Origin of the sequence: Pseudomonas sp. REST10 (assembly GCF_029542605.1) — a bacterium.
Taxonomy (GTDB): Bacteria; Pseudomonadota; Gammaproteobacteria; order Pseudomonadales; family Pseudomonadaceae; genus Aquipseudomonas; species Aquipseudomonas khazarica.
Genome location: NZ_CP035677.1, coordinates 4,300,757 through 4,320,426 on the forward strand (window position 1 = coordinate 4,300,757; position 19,670 = coordinate 4,320,426).

General features: G+C 66.1%; 18 protein-coding genes. 17 read left to right on the forward strand and 1 reads right to left on the reverse strand.

Annotated elements, in window-relative coordinates; translation table 11 throughout:
- Positions 1–94 precede the first annotated feature (94 nt).
- The 14 genes from EWH21_RS20265 to EWH21_RS20330 all read left to right on the forward strand — a co-directional run bounded on the left by EWH21_RS20265 (position 95) and on the right by EWH21_RS20330 (position 15,854).
- Positions 95–1,012, forward strand: a complete 918-nt coding sequence (locus tag EWH21_RS20265) for a LysR family transcriptional regulator (protein ID WP_037050983.1) — start codon at positions 95–97, stop codon at positions 1,010–1,012.
- Between the two features lie 266 nt (positions 1,013–1,278).
- Positions 1,279–2,061 carry an outer membrane protein OmpK gene (locus EWH21_RS20270; protein WP_277700636.1) on the forward strand — a complete coding sequence of 261 codons (783 nt, stop codon included), beginning with the start codon at positions 1,279–1,281 and terminating at the stop codon, positions 2,059–2,061.
- Between the two features lie 68 nt (positions 2,062–2,129).
- Complete coding sequence (locus EWH21_RS20275) at positions 2,130–3,485, forward strand: nucleobase:cation symporter-2 family protein (protein WP_277699177.1); 1,356 nt, start codon at positions 2,130–2,132, stop codon at positions 3,483–3,485.
- Between the two features lie 168 nt (positions 3,486–3,653).
- Positions 3,654–5,651 (forward strand): methyl-accepting chemotaxis protein, encoded by a 1,998-nt coding sequence (locus EWH21_RS20280; protein WP_277699178.1) that lies wholly within the window; start codon positions 3,654–3,656, stop codon positions 5,649–5,651.
- 174 nt (positions 5,652–5,825) lie between these two features.
- Entirely contained in the window at positions 5,826–6,485 is a 660-nt protein-coding gene (locus EWH21_RS20285) for a TetR/AcrR family transcriptional regulator (protein ID WP_037050989.1), read from the forward strand.
- Between the two features lie 60 nt (positions 6,486–6,545).
- Positions 6,546–8,429 (forward strand): PhoX family phosphatase, encoded by a 1,884-nt coding sequence (locus EWH21_RS20290; protein ID WP_277699179.1) that lies wholly within the window; start codon positions 6,546–6,548, stop codon positions 8,427–8,429.
- A 71-nt stretch (positions 8,430–8,500) separates the two neighbouring features.
- Entirely contained in the window at positions 8,501–9,085 is a 585-nt protein-coding gene (locus tag EWH21_RS20295) for a YigZ family protein (protein WP_277699180.1), read from the forward strand.
- The gene (locus EWH21_RS20300) at positions 9,082–9,642 is read left to right on the forward strand and encodes a DUF922 domain-containing Zn-dependent protease (RefSeq protein ID WP_277699181.1); all 561 of its coding nucleotides are present in this window, start codon (positions 9,082–9,084) and stop codon (positions 9,640–9,642) included. Before EWH21_RS20295 ends, EWH21_RS20300 begins: the two co-directional genes overlap by 4 nt.
- Before the next feature lie 45 nt (positions 9,643–9,687).
- Positions 9,688–10,374 (forward strand): SDR family oxidoreductase, encoded by a 687-nt coding sequence (locus EWH21_RS20305; protein WP_277699182.1) that lies wholly within the window; start codon positions 9,688–9,690, stop codon positions 10,372–10,374.
- Positions 10,375–10,553: 179 nt separating this feature from the next.
- Positions 10,554–11,114 carry an MFS transporter permease gene (locus EWH21_RS20310; RefSeq protein ID WP_277699183.1) on the forward strand — a complete coding sequence of 187 codons (561 nt, stop codon included), beginning with the start codon at positions 10,554–10,556 and terminating at the stop codon, positions 11,112–11,114.
- A gap of 458 nt (positions 11,115–11,572) precedes the next feature.
- Complete coding sequence (locus tag EWH21_RS20315; RefSeq protein WP_277699184.1) at positions 11,573–13,120, forward strand: ABC transporter ATP-binding protein; 1,548 nt, start codon at positions 11,573–11,575, stop codon at positions 13,118–13,120.
- 10 nt (positions 13,121–13,130) lie between these two features.
- A complete protein-coding gene (locus EWH21_RS20320) occupies positions 13,131–14,234 on the forward strand; it encodes an ABC transporter permease (RefSeq protein ID WP_152489577.1) in 1,104 nt (367 codons plus the stop codon).
- A 108-nt stretch (positions 14,235–14,342) separates the two neighbouring features.
- Positions 14,343–15,269 (forward strand): ABC transporter permease, encoded by a 927-nt coding sequence (locus EWH21_RS20325; RefSeq protein ID WP_037051002.1) that lies wholly within the window; start codon positions 14,343–14,345, stop codon positions 15,267–15,269.
- 135 nt (positions 15,270–15,404) lie between these two features.
- Entirely contained in the window at positions 15,405–15,854 is a 450-nt protein-coding gene (locus EWH21_RS20330) for a transposase (RefSeq protein ID WP_277699185.1), read from the forward strand.
- 56 nt (positions 15,855–15,910) lie between these two features.
- On the opposite strand, the gene EWH21_RS20335 is transcribed toward EWH21_RS20330, so the two are convergent.
- Positions 15,911–16,315 (reverse strand): hypothetical protein, encoded by a 405-nt coding sequence (locus EWH21_RS20335; protein ID WP_175252648.1) that lies wholly within the window; start codon positions 16,313–16,315, stop codon positions 15,911–15,913.
- 82 nt (positions 16,316–16,397) lie between these two features.
- Between EWH21_RS20335 and EWH21_RS20340 the strand changes: the two genes are divergently transcribed.
- From EWH21_RS20340 to EWH21_RS20350, 3 genes are all read left to right on the forward strand, one after another.
- Entirely contained in the window at positions 16,398–16,748 is a 351-nt protein-coding gene (locus EWH21_RS20340; RefSeq protein WP_037051010.1) for a MerR family transcriptional regulator, read from the forward strand.
- Between the two features lie 133 nt (positions 16,749–16,881).
- On the forward strand, positions 16,882–18,237 hold the full coding sequence (locus tag EWH21_RS20345) for an 8-oxoguanine deaminase (protein ID WP_047584279.1): 1,356 nt from the start codon (positions 16,882–16,884) through the stop codon (positions 18,235–18,237).
- A 341-nt stretch (positions 18,238–18,578) separates the two neighbouring features.
- A complete protein-coding gene (locus EWH21_RS20350) occupies positions 18,579–19,661 on the forward strand; it encodes a BMP family ABC transporter substrate-binding protein (RefSeq protein WP_047584278.1) in 1,083 nt (360 codons plus the stop codon).
- Positions 19,662–19,670: the final 9 nt, after the last annotated feature.

Genomic DNA, 19,670 nt, shown 5'->3' on the forward strand with positions numbered 1-19,670 from the left:
GGCTCCTGCAGGGTAGTTGCCAGTGAATGTGCCATGAGCATAGAGTCAGTAAAACAACACTCTTTGCAACTTCAGTTCAAGGCCCACTAAACATATGAGCAGTCGTCGTCCCGATCCGCTGGCCCAGGTCAGCGACTTTGAAATTCGCCTGCTCAAACTGTTTCGCAGCGTGGTGGAATGCGGCGGCTTTTCCGCTGCGGAAAGTGCCCTGGGCATCGGCCGCTCGGCCATCAGCCAGCAGATGAGCGACCTCGAGCAGCGCCTGGGCCTGCGCCTGTGCCAGCGCGGCCGCGCCGGCTTCGCCCTGACCGAGGAAGGCCGCGAGGTGTACCAGAGCACCTTGCAGCTGCTCGCCGCGCTGGAGAGCTTTCGCACCGAGGTCAACGGCCTGCACCGGCATCTGCGGGGTGAACTGAACATCGGCCTGACCGACAACCTGGTGACCATCTCGCACATGCGCATCACCCACGCCCTGGCGCGCCTCAAGGTGCAGGGGCCGGACGTGCGCATCCACATCCGCATGACGCCGCCCTCGGAGGTGGAACAGGGCGTGCTCGACGGGCGCCTGCACATCGGCGTGGTGCCACAGGTCAGTGCCCTCTCCGGCCTAGAGTACCAGCCGCTGTACGACGAGCGCTCGCTGCTCTACTGCGCGGTCGGCCACCCGTTGTTCTACGTCGACGACCAGCAGCTCGAAGACCAGCGGCTCAACACCCAGGAGGCCATCGCCCCGACCTTCCGCGTGCCCCCCGAGGTACAGAGCCACTACCAGGCCCTGAACTGCACGGCCAGCGCCTCGGACCGCGAGGGCATGGCCTTTCTCATCCTCACCGGGCGCTATATCGGCTACCTGCCCGACCACTATGCCCAGGCCTGGGTGCAACAGGGCCGGCTACGTGCGCTCAAGCCCGACAGTCGCTTCTACGACATCAACCTGGCGGCGGTCACGCGCAAAGGCCGCCGCGCGCACCTGGTGCTGGAGAGCTTTCTCGAAGCCCTGGCCAGCAGCTGAGCCACGCCTGCCCTAAGCTCCACTTGAGTGCAGCACGCCCCATCGCGGGGCGCGTACGCGCTCGGCCGCAGAATCGAAAACTGAATACCAAGTCAGGAATATTCGTATGCAGTTGATGGGACAAGGCTTTCCGCAACACTGCACACAATTCACCAGCAAGCTGATCAGTTGGACAGCTTTTTGCAACAGGGCGCTCGCCTGACCAGATGGACAGGAAAAAAGAATAACGATGATCCTCAGGAGCCAAGATGAACGCCAGTCGCACCATGATGCTCACCGCCTGCGGCCTGCTGCTGACCACCCAGGCACACGCCGATAGCCCGCTGCTGTGGCAGAACAACAGCCTCACCTACCTGTACGGCAAGAACTTCAAGGTAGAGCCGGCCATTCAGCAGACGCTCACCTTCGAACATGCCAGCGGCTGGAACTGGGGCGACCTGTTCCTGTTCGTCGACCAGAAGTTCTTCAACGGCGCGGAGAACGGTGCGGGGGATACACGCAGCTTCTATGGCGAGTTCAGCCCACGCCTGTCGTTCGGCAAACTGCTGGGCAAGGATCTGTCGTTCGGCCCGGTCAAGGACGTGCTGCTGGCGGCCACCTACGAATTCGGCGAGGACGAGACCGAAGCCTACCTGCTCGGCCCCGGCTTCGACCTGGATGTTCCGGGCTTCAACTTCTTCAAGCTCAACTTCTACTACCGCCAGCCCGATGGCGACCGCGTCGACCGCAACGGCGATGGCAAGCCGGATGGCAGTGGCGTCTGGCAGGTGACCCCGGCCTGGTCCTACACCCTGCCGCTGGGCAAGTCGGACCTGCTCATCGACGGCTACATCGACTGGGTGGTGGACAACGACGCCAGCTACCACAGCAACTACCACATCAACCCGCAGATCAAGTACGACCTGGGCAAGGCCATGGACTGGGGCGACAAGCAGGTCTATGTCGGCGTGGAGTACAGCTACTGGAAGGACAAGTTCGGCATCCAGGACAGCGCCGCCTTCACCACCACGCAGAACACCGCCAGCCTGCTGCTGAAAGTTCACTTCTGATGCGCCTCACCGACCCGCATCGTGGGTCGGTTCCTGCCGCCTGATTCCGACTCGCCGCGAGAACGCTCATGACCACTGAATCGCCCTCTTCGTCCGACCTGATCTACGCCCTGGACGACCGCCCCGCGCCCCTGCCGGCCTTCTTCGCCGCGCTGCAGCATGTCCTGGCCTGCTTCGTCGGCATCGTCACGCCGACGCTGATCATCGGCGGCGTACTCGGCCTGCACGAACAACTGCCCTACCTGATCAGCATGGGCCTGATGGTGTCCGGTGTCGGCACCCTGATCCAGGCCCGCCGCCCCTTCGGCATCGGCGCCGGGATGATCTGCGTGCAGGGCACCAGCTTCGCCTTTCTCAGCGCCGTGCTGGCCGCCGGCCTGATGGTCAAGGCGCGCGGCGGCAGCCCGGACGAGATTCTCGCGATGATCTTCGGCGTGTGTTTCTTCGGCGCCTTCATCGAGATGGTGCTGAGCCGCTTCATCGGCCGCCTGCAGCGCATCGTCACGCCACTGGTCACCGGCATCGTCATCACCATCATCGGCATCAGCCTGATCAAGGTCGGCATCACCGACGTCGGCGGCGGCGTGAAGGCGGAGAACTTCGGCGCGCCAATCAACCTGGCCCTCGGCGCCCTGGTGCTGCTGACCATCATTGTCCTCAACCGCCTGAGCAATCCCTGGCTGCGCCTGTCGGCGATCATCATCGGCCTGCTGATCGGTTCGCTGGCCGCCTGGTTCACCGGCGTGCTGGTGCCCAAGGCGCTGCCGGCACTGCCCCTGGTCAGCCTGCCGCTGCCCTTCCGCTACGGCTTCGACTTCGACTGGATGGCCTTCATTCCGGTCGCGCTGATCTACCTGATCACGGCCATCGAGACCACCGGCGACCTGACCGCCAACTGCATGATCTCGCGCCAGCCGATCAAGGGCCCGCAGTACCTGCAACGCATCAAGGGTGGCGTGTTCGGCGATGGCGTCAGCTCGCTGATCGCCGCCGTGTTCAACACCTTTCCCAACACCACCTTCAGCCAGAACAACGGGGTCATCCAGCTCTCCGGCGTCGCCAGCCGGCACGTCGGCTACTACATCGGCGCGCTGCTCATCGTGCTGGGTCTGTTCCCCGTGCTTGGCGCGATCCTCCAGCAGATTCCCAAGCCGGTGCTGGGTGGCGCCACGCTGGTGATGTTCGGCACCGTCGCCGCAGCCGGTATCCGCATCCTCGCGCAAGCCCCGCTGGACCGCCGCAGCCTGCTGATCATGGCCACCAGCTTCGGCATCGGCCTCGGCGTGTCGAGCCAGCCGGACCTGCTGAGCCAGATGCCCAAGCTGGTGCAGAACGTGTTCGGCTCGGCGATCACCAGTGGTGGCCTGACGGCGATCCTGATGAACCTGCTGCTGCCACTGGAAGCGCCTCAGACACAGGAATGACGCACGCAGACGCAACAGCGGCGACGGCAGCCGAACGCCAAGCAGCCGTCGCCGGTTTGATGACGGCAGGATTCTTGCTGGCAATTCGCCAGATGGCAGCGCACGAACTGCTCTATCCCGGGCAGTTCCGTGCCGATGTCGCCACGTCTTCCACCGCAAGGGGTCATGATGTTCTTCTTCAAACCGGTTCTGGCGTTGATGAACCGCGCCCGCTACGCCCACAAATTCCTGCTGATCCTTACCCTGTTCATGCTGCCCTACTGCTGGCTTTCGCTGAGCAAGCTGCTGGACGTCAACGCGAACCTCGAACAGTCGCGCCACGAGCTGCAGGGCCTGCTCACCCTGGAGCACTACCTGCCGGTCTATCGCCAGGCCCTGGGCCAGGCCGGCCTGCACGTGATCGGCTATGCCCGTAACAAGGACGACGCCAGGCAGGAAATCGAGCGCCGCAGCCAGGACCTGGTCAGCGCCATCGGCACGCTCAACGCCTGGCTGGACGGTGGCCAGTTCAGCGCCATGCAGCTCGCCGAGAGCGACCCCGGCTACAGCCTGGACAAGAAGCTATCGGTACAGGGCCTGAGCTCGCAGATGATCGAGCATGTCAGCCCGGTACACGCGCTGAGTGCCAACATGCGTGAGATTGCCGCGCTGTCGAAGCTGAGCCAGGACAGCGATCCACGCATCTACCGCAACGTCGACCTGTTGCTCAACCAGCTGCTGCCGCTGTACGAAGTGCTCAACCAGACCCGCACCTTCGCCGGCTACATGACCGCGTACGGGTTTCTCGAGTCGTCGTCACGCGCGGCCATCAGCAATCAGGTCGGCACCCTGCAGCGCTACGCCGATGGCGTCGAGGGCAAGGGCAACGCCCAGGCCCGGCAACTGATGAGCGACGCGGCGCGCGAGGCGGCCGCGCTGTACAAGCGCGAGATCGTCGACACCTACACGCAGAGCGGCTACTTCGACCAGAACGCCGTCGAGCACTGGCTGCAACGCTACGCGGCCTACGCGCCCCATGTCGCCAGCCTGGACCAGGCCGCCGGGCTGCTGCTGGAGGAAACGGCGACGCTGTTGCAGGCACGCGCCGATGCCAATCTCCGTGCACTGCTGCTCTGGGCCCTGTGCCTGTCGCTGGCCGTGGCCCTGCTGGTCTACCTGTTCGTCGGCTTCTATCTATCCGTGCATGGCGCCATTGCCACGCTCAGCAGCGCCACACGGCGCATGGCCGAAGGTGACCTGCGCACCCGCGTCGAGACCGCCGCACGCGACGAGCTGGGCGACCTGGCCCAGGACTTCAACGACATGCAGGCCCGCATGAGCCAACTGATCGCGCAGGTCTCGCAGTTCTCCGAGAGCACCCTGGGCAAGGCGCAGAACGTCAGCGACAGCGCCTCCACCAGCCAGCTCAGCGTCCAGCGCCAGGCAGGCGAGCTCGAGCTCATCGCCACCTCGATGAGCCAGCTGGTGAGCAACGTCCAGGAGGTCAGCCAGAACTCTCACGTCACGGCCGAGAAAGCCAACAGTGCCGGCGACAAGTGCCGCGAGGGCCGCGTGCAGGTGGATCACGCCGTGTCGCGCATCAACCAGCTGTTCAGCGAAATGGACGACTCCATCGGCGCCATCACCGCCGTGGAGAAGGAAAGCAGCGAGATCGCCAAGGCCGTCGACCTGATCAAGAGCGTCGCCGAGCAGACCAACCTGCTGGCCCTCAACGCGGCCATCGAGGCCGCCCGGGCCGGCGAACAGGGGCGCGGTTTCGCGGTGGTCGCCGACGAGGTGCGCAGCCTGGCCATCCGCTCGCGCGAGCTGACCGGCGAGATCGACCAGACCATCGAACGCCTGCGCCAACAGGTCGGCAGCGCAGTGAAGATCATTCGCGGCAGCCACCAGAGCGCGGCGCAGAGTGTCGAGCAGGTGACCCTGACGGCGAGCATCTTCGAGGCCATCACCGACAGCATGGGGCAGATCATCGACCACAACGTGCAGATCGCCTCGGCTGCCGAACAGCAGGCCGCCGTGGTCCAGGGCGTGGAACAGAACACCCTGGAGATCAAATACCTCAGCGAGAGCAACGCGCAGGAAGCGCAGAGCACCGTACAGGTCAGCGGCGAGCTGACCGGCATGACCCGTGACCTGCACGGGCTGATCGCCAACTTCAGGGTATGACCGCTCGTCGACGCCACGCGCCGCGCCATTCTGGTGCGCGGCGCACCCTCTCCGTGCAGCGCATGGCGGACCGGGGCGCTGCAGGCAACTTTTCTGGCCATGGAGCTTGTCACCCAGCCAGCGCTGGGGTATCAGTGCAATCGCTCCGCTCCCTGATTCAGTTCGGAATTGCCCATGACCTTCGAAGTCCCCGCCCATAGCAGTAACGGCAAACCCGCCGGGCGCATCCGCCAGAAGAACGAAGAAGCCATCATCAAAGCCGCCGAGGAAGAGTTCGCCCGCCATGGCTTCAAGGGCACCAGCATGAACACCATCGCGCAGAACGTCGGCCTGCCCAAGGCCAACCTGCACTACTACTTCAGCAACAAGCTGGGCCTGTACCTGGCGGTGCTGAGCAACATCCTCGAACTGTGGGACAGCACCTTCAACCACCTGACCGTGGACGACGACCCGGCCGAGGCCCTGGATCGCTACATCCGCGCCAAGATGGAGTTCTCCCGCCGCCACCCGAAGGCCTCGCGCATCTTCGCCATGGAAGTCATCAGCGGCGGCGACTGCCTGTCGCAGTACTTCAACCAGAACTACCTGGAGTGGTTCCGTGGCCGCGCCGCCGTGTTCGAAGCCTGGATCGCCGCCGGCAAGATGGACCCGGTCGAGCCGATCAACCTGATTTTCCTGCTCTGGAGCAGCACCCAGCACTATGCCGACTTCGCCTCGCAGATCTGCCGGGTGAAGCAGTGCTCGCGCCTGACCAAGCAGGACTTCGAGGAAGCCTCGGACCAGCTGGTGCAGATCATCCTCAAGGGCTGCGGCCTGCAAGCCACGCCACGGTAACCTCGTCGTCACAAACCCGCTCTAGTCTGCCGGCCACCAACTGACGAAGAGTGGCCAAACATGCACGACAACGAATCGACCGACCTGCAGCGCCTGGCGATCAGCCGCCGTCGCTTCATCGGCACCGGCGCCCTGGCCGGCGCCGCACTGTTTCTCGCCGGCAGCCCGCTGGGCCGCAGCGCCCTGGCTGCCGGCATCGCCGAAGCCAACTCGACGTTCGGCTTCGCCAACCTGGCCGCCACCCGTGCCGACACCATCACCCTGCCGGCCGGCTATCGCTTCGATCCGCTGATCAGCTGGGGCCAGCCGCTGCATGACGGCTCCGCCGCCTACCGCGGTGACGGCAGCCACAGCGCCGCCGAGCAGCTCGGTCAGTTCGGCGAGAACAACGACGGCATGAGCTTCTTCCCCTGGCCAGGCGACAGCGACCGCGCGCTGATGGCTATCAACAACGAATACTGCAACTACCAGTACCTGCTGCAGCACGGCAAACCGCCGCAGTCGCTGGCGGACGTGCGCAAGGCCCAGGCGGCCGTGGGCGTCACCATCATCGAGGTGCGTCGTGACGCCGCCGGCGCCTGGCAGTTCGTCCAGGGCTCGCCCTACAACCGCCGTATCCACGCCAACCTGCCGATGGAGTTCGCGGGCCCGGCGCGTGGCCACGACCTGCTGAAGACCGCAGCCGACCCGGCGGGTATCGCCCCGCACGGCACCTTCCAGAACTGCTCCAGCGGCATGACCCCGTGGGGCACCTACCTGACCTGCGAGGAGAACTTCACCGACTGCTTCGGCAGCAGCGACGCCACGCTGGCCCTGACGCCCGCGCAGAAGCGCTACAGCGTCAAGCTCGAAGGCGCCAGCGACAACCGCTGGCACCTGTACGACGAGCGCTTCGACATCAGCCGTCATCCCAACGAAGTGAACCGCCACGGCTGGGTCACCGAGATCGATCCGTTCGATCCGCAATCCAGGCCGATCAAGCGCACCGCGCTGGGCCGCTTCAAGCACGAGAACGCCGCAATCACCACCAGCCGCGACGGCCATGTGGTGGTGTACATGGGCGACGACGAGCGCGGCGAGTTCATCTACAAGTTCGTCAGCCGTGATCGCTTCAAGGCCGAAGACCCTGCCGCCAACCGCCACCTGCTGGACCACGGCGACCTTTATGTCGCACGTCTCGGCGGCCAGGAAGGCGAGCAGCGCGGCAGCGGCCAGTGGCTCAAGCTGGCCTTCGGTCACAACGGCCTGACCCGCGAGAACGGCTTCAGTGACCATGGCGACGTGCTGATCCGCGCCCGTGCCGCCGGCAGCCAGGTCGGCGCCACGCGCATGGACCGCCCGGAATGGATCGCCGTCAGCCCGAAAGACGGCCAGGTCTACTGCACCCTGACCAACAACGTCCAGCGCGGCACGGAAGGCCAGCCGGTGGACGCGGCCAACCCACGCGCCAACAACGTCTACGGGCAGATCCTGCGCTGGCGCGAAGCCGATGGCGATGCGGCCGCCGAGCGTTTCGAGTGGGACCTGTTCGTGGTCGCCGGCAATCCGCAGGCACATCCCGGCAGCGCCAACGCCGGCTCGGCCAACGTCAATGCCGACAACATGTTCAACAGCCCCGATGGCCTGGCCTTCGACAAGGACGGCCGGCTGTGGATCCAGACCGACGGCAACTACAGCGACGCGGGTGACTTCGCCGGCATGGGCAACAACCAGATGCTCTGCGCCGACCCGCTCAGCGGCGAGATCCGCCGCTTCCTGGTCGGCCCGCGCGGCTGCGAGATCACCGGCGTGGCCTTCGCCCCGGACCAGCGCGCCCTGTTCGTCGGCGTGCAGCATCCCGGCGAGGATGGCCAGTCGAGCTTCCCGGACCACCGCGACGGCATGCGCCCACGCTCCACGGTGGTGGTGATCCGCCGCGAGGACGGCGGCGTGATCGGCGCCTGACGCCACGTCGCGCAGCATGACGCCCGCCAGGCTTATACTGGCGGGCGTTTTTCATTGTCCGGCCAACCGATATGCCCAGTACCCTGCTCGGCCCCAGCGAATACCGCGAGGAGATCCGCAAGAGCCGCTTTCTCGCGCTCGCGGCGCCGGTCGCCAGCGCCGCCGAGGCCCAGGCCTTCATCGACCGCCACAGTGACCTGGCCGCCTCGCACAACTGCTGGGCGTGGAAGGTCGGCAACCAGTACCGCTTCAACGATGACGGCGAACCCGGCGGCACCGCTGGCCGGCCAATCCTCGCCGCAATCGAAGGACAGGACTGCGACCAGGTGGCCGTGCTGGTGATTCGCTGGTACGGCGGTATCCAGCTCGGCACCGGTGGCCTCGCACGGGCCTATGGCGGCAGCGCAGCCAGATGCCTGCAGCTGGGCGAGCGCGAGGAACTGGTGACACGCCTGGCGCTCAGCTGTCACCTGCTGTTCGCCGAGCTGCCGCTGTTCAAGGCACGCCTGGGCGAGTTCGACGCCCTGCTCGCCAGCGAAGAGTACGATGCCAGTGGTGCGCGCCTGCAACTGGCCGTGCCGGCCGAACGCCAGGACGCCCTGGCCCGCCTGCTGGCCGACATCAGCCGTGGCCGCGAGCAGTTGCACAAACCATGAAGCGCCTGCGTCCGCTCCTGCTGCTGGGCATGAGCCTGAGCGCACAGGCGCAGGTGGAAGAACAGCTGCAGTACCAGTACTACGACGTGACCATCGCCACCGGCGAGTCCTTGCGCCAGGCACTCAGCCAGGCCTCGACGATTCGCCAGAACGGGCAGGTCTACCATGCCTACACGCGCTGGGGCGTGACGTGGAACTACTGGTGGCAGGAGGCGCGCGACGGACGCTGCCGCCTGACCCTGAGCCGCACCCGGCTGAGCGCACAGGTGACCCTGCCGCGCCTCGGCGGTGGCGACGCCCGGCAACGCCAGCGCTTCGCGCAGTACCTGCAGGCGCTGCGCGAACATGAGCTGGGGCACTACCGCATCGGTCAGGCGGCCGCCGCCGACATCGATGCCGTGCTGCTGGCCACGGCTGAGTCCCCCAGCTGCAGCGAGCTGCAACGGCACGCCAACCAGCGCGCCAATGCCGTGCTGCAACGGCATGTCGAACGGGAGCGTGGCTACGACCGCGACACCGACCATGGTCGCAGCCAGGGTGCCTGGCTGGCGGAGTAACTGCGCTATGCTGAGCCGTCCCTCTCATCCCTCATGGAGCCTGATATGACCGCGCCCCGATCCATCCTGATCATCGGAGCCTCACGCGGCCTCGGCCTCGGCCTGGCCAGTGAATTCGTCGCCCAGGGCTGGGCCGTTACCGCCACCGTGCGCAGCGCCGCACAGCAGGCGCCGCTGCAGGCACTGCCCGGCGTGCGTGTGGAGCAGCTGGAGATGACCGACCCGGCCAGCCTCGAACAGCTGGCCCAGCGCCTGAGCGGTCAGCAGTTCGACGTCATCTTCGTCAACGCCGGGGTCGCCGGCCCGTCGCACCACAGCACCGCACAGGCCAGCGCCGAGGAAATGGGCCAGCTGTTCCTGACCAACGCCGTCGCCCCGCTGCGCGTGGCCGAGCGCCTGCTGGCGAACCTGGCCAGCGGGCACGGGCTGATCGTGCTGATGAGCTCGATCCTCGGCAGCATCGAGGCCGGTGCCGGTCTCGGCATGCCGCTGTACGGCGCCAGCAAGGCTGCGCTCAACCACCTTGCGCAGTGCTTCGTGCGGACCCAGGACAACCCCGGCCTCGGGGTCCTGCTGATGCATCCGGGCTGGGTGCGCACCGACATGGGCGGCGCCGATGCCCCGCTGGATATCGCCAGCAGTTGCAAGGGCATGGTCGCGCAGGTCAGCGCCGCCGTCGGCCAGGCCGGGCTGCGCTACCAGGACTACGAGGGCAACCCGCTGCCCTGGTAACCCCCCTTCGCGCGTGCAGCATCAGGGGCGGGCAACGCCTGCCCGCCCCGGTCTTTTAGCCGACCGAAGCACTTTCGCGCCCGAGCGCACAACCCGGGGCGCGTGATCGTTGTACCTTACCGGCCTTGAACACACTCGCAGGATGCGAGCCTCCCCAACCACGATCTGGATCTAGGTAAATGGACAACCTGTATCAGCCCCCGAAAACCGCACTGCTGGACGAACAATCCCCTTCCCGTAGCGCCTTCTTCGTCACCTCCAGGGACAAGCTCCATCTGCTGTATTTCGCCACCTTCGGCCTGTACGCCATCTACTGGTTCTACAAGCAGTGGGACAGCCAACGCGCCGCGATGCTGCCCAGGAAGATCGCGCCGGCGGCACGCTCGATCTTCCAGATATTTTTCACCCACTCGCTGTGCCGTCTGATCAGTGAACACAAGCAGCGCCAGGGCCTGGCGTCGTGGGATTACTCGGGCACCGCCTGGCTCTACGTCGCCCTGGCCGTGGCCAACAATGGCTTGTTCCGCGTGGAGATGCAGAACGGTGTTCTCGACCTGCTGCTGTTGATCGGCTGCGTGGCGGTGCCCGCCCTTCCCCTGGCGCAGATCCAGCAGCACGCCAACCAGGCCAGCGGCGATGACACCGGGAAGAGCAACGCCCGAATCAGCGGCTACAACCTGCTGTTCATCATCCCCGGCGCTCTGCTCTGGATGCTCGTACTGGTTGGCGTTTTTCTCTGAACTCGAACCGTTGCAGGTCGGGCAGCGTCATGCTCGCACCGAACCCGCCCCTGGGTGGACAGGCTTCGCGCTATCCACCCTACGCCCTGATCTCGCTGACCAGCAGCTTGAACGCGGCGCAACCGAAGAACGCGGCAAACACCCCCTCGAACAGGGCCCTGGCCTTCATGTACAGGCGCCAGTTTCCTGAGCGAGGGTAGATGCCGGACATGCACCCAGACTGCCAGCAAGTCGCAGTCGCGGCCAAGGCCTGTCCCACGGATTCGTGACAGGTCATCGTGGCGCCTGCCGAGGTACGCGCAAATACGGTGCGCGGGATGCCCACGGCGGATCGGCGCGCACCAATGCCGGGCATGAACATCCGCCACTCCAGGCGGCAAGCCCCCTGCCAGGCTTTTCTGACTCTCTGGCCAAGTTTTTGCTTTAGCCCCGCTCAGTTACTTCCATGAGCGCTTTCCATGTCCGCCTCACCCGATTTCCCGCGTCTGCAGCTGACGTCCATCAGCAAGCAGTACCCCGGCTGCCTGGCCAACGATCGTGTCGACCTGAGCATCGCCCCCGGCGAGATACGCGCCCTGCTCGGCGAGAATGGTGCTGGCAAGAGCACCCTGATGAAGATCATCTACGGCGTCACCCAGCCCAGCAGCGGCGAGATCCGCTGGCAGGGTGAAGCCTTGACCATGCGCGACCCGGCCATGGCGCGCCGCCTGGGCATCGGCATGGTGTTCCAGCACTTCTCGCTGTTCGAGACCCTGAGCGTGGCCGAGAACATCGCCCTGGCGATGGGCGCGGGCGCCGGTACGCCGAAGCAGCTGGAGCCAAGGATTCGCGAGGTATCGCAGCGCTACGGCATGGCGCTGGAACCGACGCGCCTGGTACACAGCCTGTCCATTGGCGAGCGCCAGCGGGTGGAAATCGTCCGCTGCCTGATGCAGGACATCAAGCTGCTGATCCTCGATGAGCCGACGTCGGTGCTCACCCCACAGGAGGCCGACGAGCTGTTCGTCACCTTGCGCCGCCTGGCCGCCGAAGGCTGCAGCATCCTCTTCATCAGCCACAAGCTCGGCGAGGTGCGCGCGCTGTGCCAGAGCGCCACGGTACTGCGCGGTGGGCGCGTATCCGGTCATTGCGTGCCGGCCGAGTGCAGCGATCTGCAACTGGCGCGGCTGATGGTCGGCGATGCCGAGGGCCTGGAGAGCAGCTACCCGAAAGTCAGCGGCGGCCCGCCACGCCTGCGCGTGGATGACCTCAGCTGGCACAACCCCGACCCGTTCGGCTGCTCGCTGCAGAACATTCGCCTGGAGGTACGCTGCGGCGAGATCGTCGGTATCGCCGGGGTGGCTGGCAATGGCCAGGATGAGCTGCTTGCCCTGCTCAGCGGTGAAAGCCGCCTGCCCCGTGCCGAGCGCGAACGCATCAGCCTCGATGCGGCGCCTGTGGCCAACCTGTACCCGGACGCACGGCGCCAGCTGGGCCAGGCCTTCGTTCCCGCCGAACGCCTCGGCCACGGCGCGGTGCCGGAAATGAGCCTGGTCGACAACGCGCTGCTCACCGTCTTCGGCCAGGGTCTGGTCAAGGCCGGCCTGGTGCAGCGGGGCAAGGTGCGTGCACTGGCCGAGGAGATCATCCGCCGCTTCGCGGTGAAGACCCCGGATGCCGACACGGCCGCGCGCAGCCTGTCCGGCGGCAACCTGCAGAAGTTCATCCTTGGCCGGGAAATCCTGCAACAGCCCAGGCTGCTGATCGCCGCGCACCCGACCTGGGGCGTGGACGTCGGCGCCGCCGCCGCTATCCATCGCGCGCTGATCGCCCTGCGCGATGCCGGCGCGGCGATCCTGGTGATCTCCGAAGACCTCGACGAGCTGTTCCAGATCAGCGACCGCATCGGTGCGCTGTGCAGCGGGCGCCTGTCGCCGCTGAGCGAAACCGCGCAGGTCAGTACCGTGGAAGTCGGCCGCTGGATGGCCGGTGAATTCGATCAACCCGCCGCTGCCGCGGCCTGCTGACGGAGCCGTCATGCTGTTATCCCTGGAACCCCGCGGCCAGGCGTCGCGCCTCATGCTCTGGCTGTCGCCCCTGCTCGCCGCCGTGCTGACCCTGCTCAGCGGCGTGCTGCTGTTCACCCTGCTCGGGCATGACCCGCTGGAGACCCTGCACACCCTGCTGATCGCCCCGCTCAGCGACTGGTATGGCGTGTCCGAGTTGCTGGTCAAGGCGCTGCCGATCCTGCTCTGCGCCCTCGGCCTGGCCGTGGCCTATCAGGCCCGTATCTGGAACATCGGCGCCGAAGGCCAACTGCTGATGGGCGCACTGGCCGGCAGCGCCATGGCCCTGCAATTGATCGACTGGGACAGCCGCTGGGCCCTGGCCTGGGTGGTGCTCGCCGGCACCTGCGCCGGCGCGGCCTGGGCCGGGCTCACCGCGTGGCTGCGCACGCAGTTCAACGCCAACGAGATCCTCACCAGCATCATGCTCAACTACATCGCGTTGAACCTGCTGCTGTTCTTCGTCCACGGCCCGCTGAAGGACCCGGCCGGGTTCAACTTTCCCGAGTCGGCCATGTTCGGCGATGCCAGCCGCCTGCCGCTGCTCAGCGAGGACGGCCGCCTGCACGGCGGCCTGTACCTGGCGCTGCTGGCCCTGGTGGCGGTGTGGGTGCTGCTGCACAGGAGCTTTCTCGGTTTCCAGATCAAGGTGCTCGGCCTCGACAGCCGCGCCGCCGGCTTCGTCGGCTTTCGCGAGAAGCGTCTGGTGTGGTTCGCCCTGCTGGTCAGTGGCGCGCTGGCCGGTGTGGCTGGCGTCGGTGAAGTGGCCGGCCCCATTGGCCAACTGGTGCCGCAGGTTTCCCCCGGCTACGGCTATGCAGCGATCACCGTGGCCTTTCTCGGTCGCCTCAACCCACTCGGCATCGTCGTCGCCAGCCTGCTGATGGCGCTGCTCTACCTGGGCGGCGAGAACGCGCAGATGAACCTCAACCTGCCGCAGGCGATCACCCAGCTGTTCCAGGGGATGATGCTGTTCTACCTGCTGGCCTGCGACGTGTTGATCCTCTACCGACCACGGCTGAAGTGGAAATGGGCGAAGCGCGACGCAAAAAACAACGCCGAGGCGATGGCCTGACAATACCTGTAGGAGCGAGCTTGCTCGCGATCCCAGGCGACACTGATCGCGAGCAAGAACTGGGCGTCCCCCTCGCTCCGACAAAAGTTATACGCAAAGGAAATCCCCATGGATCTCGATCTGTTGACCAATATCTTCTACGCCATGGTGCGCACCGGCACGCCGCTGCTGCTGGTGGCCCTCGGCGAGCTGGTGTGCGAGAAGAGCGGCGTGCTCAACCTCGGCCAGGAAGGCATGATGCTGTTCGGCGCGGTGATCGGTTTCATCGTCGCGCTGAGCACCGGCAGCCTGTGGCTCGGTGTACTGCTGGCGATCGCCGCCGGCATGCTGCTGTCACTGCTGTTCGCCGCCGTGGCGCTGGGCTTCAACGCCAACCAGGTAGCCACCGGCCTGGCGCTGACCATCTTCGGTGTCGGTCTGTCCACCTTCGTCGGCGCCGCCTGGGTCGGCAAGCCGCTGTCCGGTTTCGAGCCCATCGTCATTCCGCTGCTGGCGGACATTCCGCTGGTCGGGCGCATGCTGTTCGCCCAGGACGTGCTGATCTACCTGTCGTTCGCCCTCTTCGCCCTGGTCACCTGGGTGCTGCTGAAAAGCCGCATCGGCCTGATCATCCAGGCTGTCGGCGAAAACCCGGACGCCGCCAGTGCCATGGGCCTGCCGGTGCTGCGCGTGCGCACCCTGGCGGTACTGTTCGGCGGCGCCATGGCCGGCCTGGCGGGCGGCTACCTGTCGTTGGCCTACACGCCGATGTGGGCGGAGAACATGACCGCCGGCCGTGGCTGGATCGCCCTGGCGCTGGTGGTGTTCGCCAGCTGGCGGGTACTGCGCGTACTGCTCGGCGCCTACCTGTTCGGCCTGGCCAGCATCCTCCACCTGGTGGCACAGGGCATCGGCCTGTCGATCCCCTCCAACCTGCTGGCCATGCTGCCCTACGTCGCCACCATCGTGGTGCTGGTGCTGCTCTCGCGCGATGCGATCAAGACCCGGCTGTACGCACCGGTATCGCTGGGCCAGCCCTGGCAGCCGGGGCATTGAAACCGATGAATCGCGGCTGAAGCCGCTCCTGCACGATCAGTGTTACGTCTGGAAGCGGCTTCGTGGGAGGGGCTTCAGCCGCGACCAGAGGTTTTCAGGTATACCTTTGTCACACCCTGAACAGGAGGCAAAGGAATGCCCCACTCAGCCCGTTTGCGCAACGGCCGGGTCTCGGAAACCCAGCGCATCTATCTACTCACCGCCACGACCGAGAACCGCAAGACGCTATTCTCGGACCTCACTGTTGGTCGGCTCGTCGTTGCCGAGCTGAGAGCCGCTCAGCAAGATGGCCTCGCCGACTCTCTGGCCTGGGTCCTCATGCCCGATCACCTGCACTGGCTGATCCTGTTGAAGCAGGGCTCACTCAGCGATTTGATGCGCCGCATCAAGGGACGCAGCGCCAAGCGCGTCAATGCACTGTCCGGCCAACAGGGAAAGCTTTGGCAGGATGGCTTCCATGATCGAGCGCTGCGCCGTGAGGAAGACATTCTGCCGGCCGCGCGTTACATCGTCGCCAATCCATTGCGGGCAGGCCTGGTCGACCGAGTGGGCGACTACCCGCTATGGGATTCGGTGTGGCTCTGAGCTTCGGAGGGTCGCGGCTGAAGCCCCTCCCACAAGAGCAGTGCCAATCCGTGGCATCAGGCCTGCTGCGACCTGACCGGCCACAGCTGTGCCACCGCCCAGGCCAGCTCGAAGAACAGGAAGATCGCGATCAGTGGTGTAGCGCCGTGCACCAGCGCGTAGATCTGCCAGGTGGAGAACAGCACGCGCCCCGCCCCGTCGTAGCGGCCGAATACCGCCTGCGGGTCACGGATACGCAGCACCGACCAGACGCAGACGATCGAGCCCATGAGGTTGGCCAGCAACAGGTGCATCGGCTCGAACGGCGGCAGCGCGCCAGGCAGGCCAAGCCCCTGATGCAGGGTCTGCAGCAGGCCGTGCAGGGCCATGAAGCTCCAGGGCGTGACGAAGGCGGCGGTCACCAGCAGGTCGTACCAGCCACCGGCGCGTACCAGCCGGCGATAGTTTTCGGGCGTCCACATGGGTAATGCTCCAATCATTCAGGGAGCACTCAGGCTAAAGCCTGGAGTATGCTCCAAGGTCAACCCCCACCGAGTGCCGAGCATGCGTATCGGAGAATTGGCCGCAGCCTGTGAAGTGAGCCGTGACACGCTGCGTTTCTACGAACAGCGCGGGCTGATCGCCGCACGCCGCAATGACAACGGTTACCGCGACTACCCGGCCGAGACGGCGCAGCTGGTCACCTATATCCGCACTGCCCAGCGCCTGGGATTCAGCCTCGGCGAGATCGGCAGCCATATCGGCGAGCTGTGGCAGGCCAGCGACCCGGACCAGGCCGTCACCCGGCTGCTGCAGGACAAGCTGGCGCTGATCGAGCAGCGCATCGAGGAGTTGCAGCACCTGCGCGGCGAGCTCCAGCAGCGCCTGGCCACCACCTGCCCGTTGCGCCGCTGACAGGCGGGACGCATTGCATGCTGACCCGAAAGTCAGCTATCGTCGCCGCACGTCGCGCGCGACGCACCTGGATCAGCAGACAGGGTCAACACTGAGCTGGCTTACCTGAAATCAACCTCAGAGGAGCCACTCAATGGCTGCTACCCGTATCTGGATCAAGACTCCCCTCGCCATCTTCACCGCCAACGACCTGGACGCCAGTGGCGGCCTGGTGGTCGAAAACGGTCGCATCGTCGAACTGCTCGGCGCCGGCCAGCAGCCCGCAGCACCCTGCCAGCAGGTGTTCGATGCGCGCGAGCACGTCGTGCTGCCCGGCCTGGTCAACACCCACCATCACTTCTACCAGACCCTCACCCGCGCCTGGGCGCCGGTGGTCAACCAGCCGCTGTTTCCCTGGCTGAAGACGCTCTACCCGGTGTGGGCACGCCTCACCCCGGAGAAGCTCGCCCTGGCCAGCAAGGTGGCCCTGGCCGAACTGCTGCTGTCGGGCTGCAGCACGGCGGCCGATCACCACTACCTGTTCCCCGGTGGCCTGGAGAACGCCATCGACGTGCAGGTCGAAGCCGTGCGCGAGCTGGGCATGCGCGCCATGCTCACCCGTGGTTCGATGAGCCTGGGCGAGGCCGATGGCGGCCTGCCGCCGCAGCAGACGGTACAGCAGGGCGAGGTGATCCTGGCGGACAGCCAGCGCCTGATCGGCCAGTACCACGAGCGCGGCGATGGCGCGCAGATCCAGATCGCCCTGGCGCCCTGCTCGCCCTTCTCGGTGACCCAGGACATCATGCGCCAGAGCGCCCAGCTCGCCGATGAGCTGGACGTGCGCCTGCACACCCACCTGGCGGAAACCCTCGACGAGGAAGACTTCTGCCTGCAGCGCTTCGGCCTGCGCACCGTGGACTACCTGGACAGCGTCGGCTGGCTCGGCCCGCGCACCTGGCTGGCCCATGGCATCCACTTCAACCCGGACGAGATCGCCCGCCTCGGCGCCGCCGGCACCGGTATCTGCCATTGCCCCAGCTCCAACATGCGCCTGGCCTCGGGCATCTGCCCCAGCGTGGAACTGGAGGCCGCCGGCGCGCCGCTGGGCCTGGGCGTCGACGGCTCGGCCTCCAACGATGCCTCGAACATGATCCTCGAAGCGCGCCAGGCGCTGTATATCCAGCGCCTGCGCTACGGGGCCGAGCAGATCACCCCGCAGCGCGTGCTCGGCTGGGCCAGCAAGGGTTCGGCGCAACTGCTGGGACGCAGCGACATCGGCGAACTGGCAGTGGGCAAGCAGGCCGACCTGGCGCTGTTCAAGCTCGACGAGCTGCGCTTCTCCGGCAGCCATGACCCGCTCTCCGCCCTGCTGCTGTGCGGCGCCGACCGCGCCGACCGGATGATGATCGGCGGCACCTGGCGGGTTGTCGACGGGCAGATCGAAGGCCTGGACGTGGCACAACTGATCGCCGACCACCGCCAGGCGGCGCGCGAGCTGATCGCCGGCTGACGTCGTCTTCACAGGCGGGGCCGCAGCCAGCGATACCCGGCCCTCAGGCCATGGGGCCAGTCGCGGCTGAAGCCCCTCCCACGCGGCCCCTCCCACAAGAACAGCGCCACCCTGTGGGAGGGGCGTTAGCCACGACCATCGTGTCCGCCATGCGAGGCTGGCGCGACGCACCACAACACGACATGCACGCCTGCCACGCACCAATACGGCTCCGGCGTCGGGCCAGGCGCGCAGGGGAAACGCCACCACCTCCGCTATTTGTCCTGTTGGTCAGCTTTTTGCAGTCATGGGATCAGCCAACCAACGGCCATCCCAATACCAAGACTGGAGCTCCACCCACCATGTTCGAGAAGAGCAAGAAACCGCTGCTGCGCACCCTCGTCGCCGCCCTCGGCTTTGGCGCCATGCTCAGTGCCTCCGCCGCCGATCCACTGAAGGTCGGCTTCGTCTACATCGGCCCTATCGGCGACCATGGCTGGACCTATCAGCACGAGCAGGGCCGGCAGATGCTGATCAAGGAACTCGGCGACAAGGTCACCACCAGCTTCGTCGAGAACGTACCGGAAGGCGCCGACGCCGAGCGCGTGATTCGCAACATGGCCAAGGGTGGCTTCGACCTGATCTTCACCACCTCCTTCGGCTACATGAACCCGACGATCAAGGTGGCCAAGCAATTCCCCAAGGTGACCTTCGAACATGCCACCGGCTACAAGCAGGACAAGAACGTCGGCACCTACCTGTCGCGCTCCTATGAAGGCCGCTACGTCGGCGGCTTCCTCGCGGCGAAGATGACCAAGACCAAGAAGGTCGGCTATATCGCCTCCTTCCCGATTCCCGAGGTGATCCGCGACATCAACGCCATCCAGCTGGCCCTGGACAAGTACAACCCGGGCACCGAGATCAAGGTGGTGTGGGTCAACACCTGGTTCGATCCGGGCAAGGAATCCGATGCCGCCAACGCGCTGATCGATCAGGGCGTGGACGTGCTGTTCCAGCACACCGACAGCCCGGCGCCGATCCAGACCGCCGAGCGCCGTGGCGTCTACTCCGTGGGCTACGCCTCGGACATGGCTCACTTCGGACCCAAGGCCGTGCTCACCTCCATCGTCAACGACTGGGGCCCGCACTACGTGAAATCCGCCCAGGCGGTGATCGACGGCACCTGGCAGCCCCAGGACTTCTGGGGCGGCCTGGCCGAGGACACCATCGAGCTTCCTATCAGTGACCTGGTGCCGGCCGACGTGAAGAGCGAAGCCGAGCAGATCATCGCCGACATCCGCAGCGGCGCGTTCCACCCCTTCACCGGCCCGATCAAGGACCAGAGCGGCGCGGTGCGCATCGCCGAAGGCGTGAGTGCGAGCAACGCCGAGCTGGCGTCGATGAACTACTACGTGGAAAACGTGAAGGCCGAACTGCCCAAGTAAGCACTCGCC